The organism is Aeromicrobium sp. 50.2.37, from assembly GCF_024655735.1.
In the GTDB taxonomy this organism is placed as follows: domain Bacteria; phylum Actinomycetota; class Actinomycetes; order Propionibacteriales; family Nocardioidaceae; genus Aeromicrobium.
This window is the reverse complement of the sequence record NZ_JANLGG010000012.1, coordinates 1-4,663: the sequence shown is the minus strand read 5'-3', so window position 1 is coordinate 4,663 and position 4,663 is coordinate 1. Positions and strand designations below refer to the sequence as shown.

At 73.9% G+C, this 4,663-nt stretch carries 6 protein-coding genes; all 6 read left to right on the top strand.

The annotated features are described in order from the left end of the window. The first annotated feature begins 121 nt into the window (after positions 1–121). Positions 122–505 carry a phage holin family protein gene (locus NUV38_RS07980; RefSeq protein ID WP_257728616.1) on the top strand — a complete coding sequence of 128 codons (384 nt, stop codon included), beginning with the start codon at positions 122–124 and terminating at the stop codon, positions 503–505. Between the two features lie 4 nt (positions 506–509). Then, complete coding sequence (locus NUV38_RS07975; protein WP_257728615.1) at positions 510–1,016, top strand: low molecular weight protein-tyrosine-phosphatase; 507 nt, start codon at positions 510–512, stop codon at positions 1,014–1,016. A gap of 10 nt (positions 1,017–1,026) precedes the next feature. Next, positions 1,027–1,905 (top strand): fructosamine kinase family protein, encoded by an 879-nt coding sequence (locus NUV38_RS07970; RefSeq protein WP_257728614.1) that lies wholly within the window; start codon positions 1,027–1,029, stop codon positions 1,903–1,905. A 72-nt stretch (positions 1,906–1,977) separates the two neighbouring features. Further along, positions 1,978–2,670 (top strand): response regulator transcription factor, encoded by a 693-nt coding sequence (locus tag NUV38_RS07965; RefSeq protein WP_055962632.1) that lies wholly within the window; start codon positions 1,978–1,980, stop codon positions 2,668–2,670. Next, on the top strand, positions 2,670–4,193 hold the full coding sequence (locus tag NUV38_RS07960) for a cell wall metabolism sensor histidine kinase WalK (protein WP_257728613.1): 1,524 nt from the start codon (positions 2,670–2,672) through the stop codon (positions 4,191–4,193). Before NUV38_RS07965 ends, NUV38_RS07960 begins: the two co-directional genes overlap by 1 nt. 93 nt (positions 4,194–4,286) lie before the next feature. Further along, a partial coding sequence (locus tag NUV38_RS07955) for a hypothetical protein (RefSeq protein ID WP_257728612.1) occupies positions 4,287–4,663 on the top strand: 377 nt, incomplete at its 3' end.

The following is a 4,663-nucleotide window of genomic DNA, read 5'->3' as shown; positions in this document are numbered from 1 at the left end:
CGCCCCCCCCCGCCCCCCCCCCCCCCCCCCCCCCCCCCCCCCCCCCCCCCCGGGACGGGAGGGGCGGAACACGTTCCGCGGCGAATCGCGCGGGGGGCGGGGCGACTGCCATGATCGACGCATGCTCTCTCGACTCCTCACCTCCTGGGTGCTCGGCGCGGCGGCGCTGGCCACGGCCGCGTGGCTGCTCGGCACGCACATGAGCATCGGCACGGCGAGCGACACGACGTCGGACCGGCTCGTCACGCTCGCGATCGTCGCGGCCATCTTCGCCGTGGTGAACACGTTCATCGCGCCGATCATCAAGGTGCTGTCGCTGCCGTTCATCATCCTCTCGCTGGGTCTGGCGCTCGTCGTCATCAACGCCGGCCTGCTGCTGCTGACGTCACGCATCGCCGACTCCCTCGACGCCCCGTTCTTCATCGACGGCTTCTGGTGGGCGGTGCTGGCCTCCATCGTGATCTCGGTCGTCAACGCCGTGCTCGGCGCCTTCGCGGGGGACTGAGCGCATGAGCGAGCGACCCCTGCGCATCGAGGTCACCTGCCTGGGCAACATCTGCCGCTCCCCCATGGCGCACGTGGTGCTCGAGCAGCGGCTCGCTGACGCCGGCCTGGCCGACGACGTCGTGGTCACGTCGTCCGGCACCGGCGGGTGGCACGAGGGCGAGCCGATGGACGAGCGCGCCGCCACCGCACTGACCGCTGCCGGGTACGACCCGTCCCGGCACCGCGCCCGCACGTTCACCACCGACACGTACGCCGAGGCCGACCTCATGCTCGCGATGGACGCGCGCAACCACGCCGACATGACCGAGCTCGCCCCCACCGTGGCCGACGCCGAGCGCGTGCGGATGTTCCGCTCGTTCGACCCGGAGGCCGCGCCGGGCGACGACGAGGTCGAGGACCCCTGGTACGGCGGGGCCGAGGGCTTCCAGCAGGTGCTCGCCATGGTGGAGCGGACCAGCGACGCCGTCGTGGCCGCCGTACCGCGGCTCCGTGCCGACCTCACCGGGTAACCTCGCGGCCATGGCACGGATGACGGGGACGGCAGCGCGCGCAGAGGCGCTCATCGGGCACGGGGTGGTCGCCACGACCCCCGTGGCGGGTGGCGACATCTGCACGACCACCCGGCTCCGGCTCAGCGACGGCCGCACCGCGGTCATCAAGACCCGCCCCCAGGCCCCGGCCGGGTTCTTCGCACGCGAGGCCGCCGGACTGCGCTGGCTGGCCGAGGTGTCCGACGGGGCGAAGGTGCCCGAGCTGCTCGGTGCCGACGACGAGTGCGTGGTGCTGGCCTGGGTCGAGCCCGGCAAGCCGACCGTCGAGGCCGCCGAGCGGTTCGGCCGGGCCCTGGCCCGCACCCACGCCGCCGGGTCCCCCACGTTCGGCGCCGACGTCGATGGCTTCATCGGGCTCGCCCCGCTGCCCAACCGCCCGCTCGAGACGTGGCCGGAGTTCTACGCGTCGCGCCGGGTCATGCCCTACGTGCGTGCCGCGGTGCAGCGCAAGGCGCTCACGAAGGAGCAGGCCGGCACGATCGAGCGCACGATGGGCCGCATCCGTGAGATCGCCGGGCCGGCCGAGCCGCCCGCCCGCATCCACGGCGACCTCTGGTCGGGCAACGTCGTGTGGGGCACCGACGGACAGGCCTGGGTCATCGACCCGGCCGCGCACGGCGGGCACCGCGAGACCGACCTGGCCATGCTGGCGCTGTTCGGGCTGCCGCACCTGCAGCGGGTGCTCGAGTCCTACGAGGAGCAGGCTCCGCTCGCCGACGGGTGGCAGGCCCGCGTCCCGCTGCACCAGCTGCACCCGCTGCTGGTGCACGCCGTGCTGTTCGGCGGCACCTACGGCGCCCGCGCCACCGCCGCCGCGCAGGCTGCGCTCCACCCGCCCGGCGACTGACCGGCCAGGACCCACCGCAGGACTCGACGGCGAACTCAGCCGATTCTCACCAGGGTTGGGCACACTGGACCCATGCGCATCCTGGTGGTCGACGACGACCGCGCCGTCCGTGACTCGCTGCGGCGCTCGCTGGAGTTCAACGGCTACACCGTCGAGCTGGCCTCCGACGGCGCCGAGGCGCTCGCCGTGGTGCCCCGCACCGACCCCGACATCATCGTCATGGACGTCATGATGCCGCGGCTCGACGGGCTCGAGGCCACCCGTGCACTGCGCAGCGCGGGCAACGACGTGCCGATCCTCGTGCTCACCGCGCGCGACGCCGTGAGCGACCGCGTCGACGGTCTCGACGCCGGCGCCGACGACTACCTGACCAAGCCGTTCGCCCTCGACGAGCTGCTGGCCCGCGTGCGCGCCCTGCTGCGCCGCTCGGCCCGCCAGGCCGAGCTCGAGGCCGACGAGCAGCCGCTGGAGTTCGCCGACCTGACCCTCGACCCGGTCACCCGCGACGTGACCCGCGGCGAACGCGCCATCTCCCTGACCCGCACCGAGTTCGCCCTGCTCGAGCTGTTCATGCAGCGCCCGAAGCGCGTGCTGGAGCGGTCGTACATCCTCGAGGAGGTGTGGGGCTTCGACTTCCCCACCACCGCCAACTCGCTCGAGGTCTACGTCGGCTACGTGCGTCGCAAGCTCGAGGCCGAGGGCGAGGCACGGCTCCTCCACACGGTGCGCGGCGTGGGCTACGTGCTCCGCGAGACGCCGCCCTGATGACGGCCTCGTCCCCCGACGCCTCCCGTCCCGCCACGACGAGCGTCCGCCCGTCGGGGGTCGACGCGGCGAGCGGTGACACCTCGCCCGCCGAGGGAGCCTCGCGGACGACCGGCGTGGTCGACGCGGCCAGGCGGCGGATCCACCCGTACACCGCGCGGGCCTCGCTGGCCCTGCGCGTCGCCCTGCTGACCACGGGCGCGGTCGCGGCGGTGCTGGCCGTCGCGAGCGCCACGGTCTACATCACGGTGCGGGCCGAGCTGGAGGGCTCGCTCGACGCCTCGTTGGTGAAGCGGGCCGACGCGGCCGTGTCGGCCGGCTACTCCCCGTCGTCGATGTCGGCGGCCGACGTCGACCTGCTCTCGGTGTTCGGGATCCGGTTCATCTCGGTCGAGGGCGGCAAGATCTTCACGGCGCAGACCCGCTCGAACGTGCCGTACGACCAGCGCGAGATCGCCGTGTCGCTGGGCGAGGAGACGACGTCGCAGCGCACGGCGCGCATCGGTGGCGTGCCGTACCGCATCGTGGCCGTCCAGGCCGGTCCCGGGCAGGCCCTGGTGCTGGCGCAGTCGATGGAGTCGACGCAGCGCTCGCTCGACCGGCTGCAGCTGATCCTGCTGCTCACGAGTGCCGTCGGCATCCTCGTGGCCGGCGTGGCTGGCTGGGTGGTGGCCACCAACGGGCTGCGGCCCGTCCGCCGGCTCACCGCCGCCACCGAGCGCGTGGCCCGCACCGCGGAGCTGAAGCCGATCGAGGTCACCGGGTCCGAGCACGACGAGCTGGCCCGGCTCACGTCGTCGTTCAACCAGATGCTCATGGCGCTCGACGCCTCGCAGCAGCGCCAGCGCCAGCTCGTCGCCGACGCGGGCCACGAGCTGCGCACCCCGCTCACCAGCCTGCGCACCAACATCGAGCTGCTGGGCCAGGCGACCGAGCGGCAGGATCGCACGCTGAGCCTGGAGCAGCGTCGCGAGATCATGGACGACGTGCGGGCCCAGCTGGGCGAGCTGACCAACCTGGTCGGCGACCTGGTCGAGCTGGCGCGCGACGAGCCCCTGCACCGGGCACCCGAGCCGCTCGACCTCGTCGACGTGGTGGAGCAGGCGCTGGAGCGGGTGCGGCCCCGCTCGACCGGGCTGACCTTCGACGTCCGTCTCGAGCAGTGGGACGTGATCGGGGAGGCCCACGTGCTCGAGCGCGCCGTGACGAACCTCCTCGACAACGCGGTCAAGTGGAGCCCGGACGGCGGCAGGGTCACCGTCGCCCTGCACGAGGGCGTGCTGACCGTCCGTGACGAGGGTCCGGGCATCGCCGCGGAGGACCTGCCGCACGTCTTCGACCGGTTCTTCCGCTCCACCGAGGCGCGCACCATGCCGGGGTCGGGGCTGGGTCTGTCGATCGTGCAGCAGGCGGCGGTGCGCCACGGCGGTGCCGTGCACGCGGAGTCGCCCGAGAGCGGCGGCACGGTCGTCACGTTCTCGCTGCCGTCGGCGGCCGAGCGCGACGACGACACGCCGCTCTGACCTGCGGCGTCGGGCCACAGGAACCGCGATCTTCTTCCGTCGCTCACACGCGCCGCTCAGCGCGCTCTCAGTGATCGGGGAGAATGTTGTTCCATGACCGACCAGAACGATCCCTTCGCCGATCGCCCCTACTCCCCCCCGACGCAGCGCGGGGCCGGCGATGCGCCCTCCTCGGGCGCGGAGGGCACCCCGGGCACTGCCCCCGAGCAGCACCTGCCCCAGCAGCCCGCCGACGCTCAGATCACGCCCGAGCAGGCGACCGGTGAGCCGCAGCCCGGTGGCCACCCGGCCGACCACGAGCCGACGGTGCAGACCCCCGTCGAGCAGGCCTCGGCCCCCGACCGCACCGGCACCCCGGTCCCCCCGGAGTACGCGCACCGCTACGAGGCGCCCGCCGCGCCCGCGGCCGGCCACCCCGGCGCCGAGCCCACCGTCGTGCTCCCGGCCGGGGCCGGTGGCAGCCAGCAGCC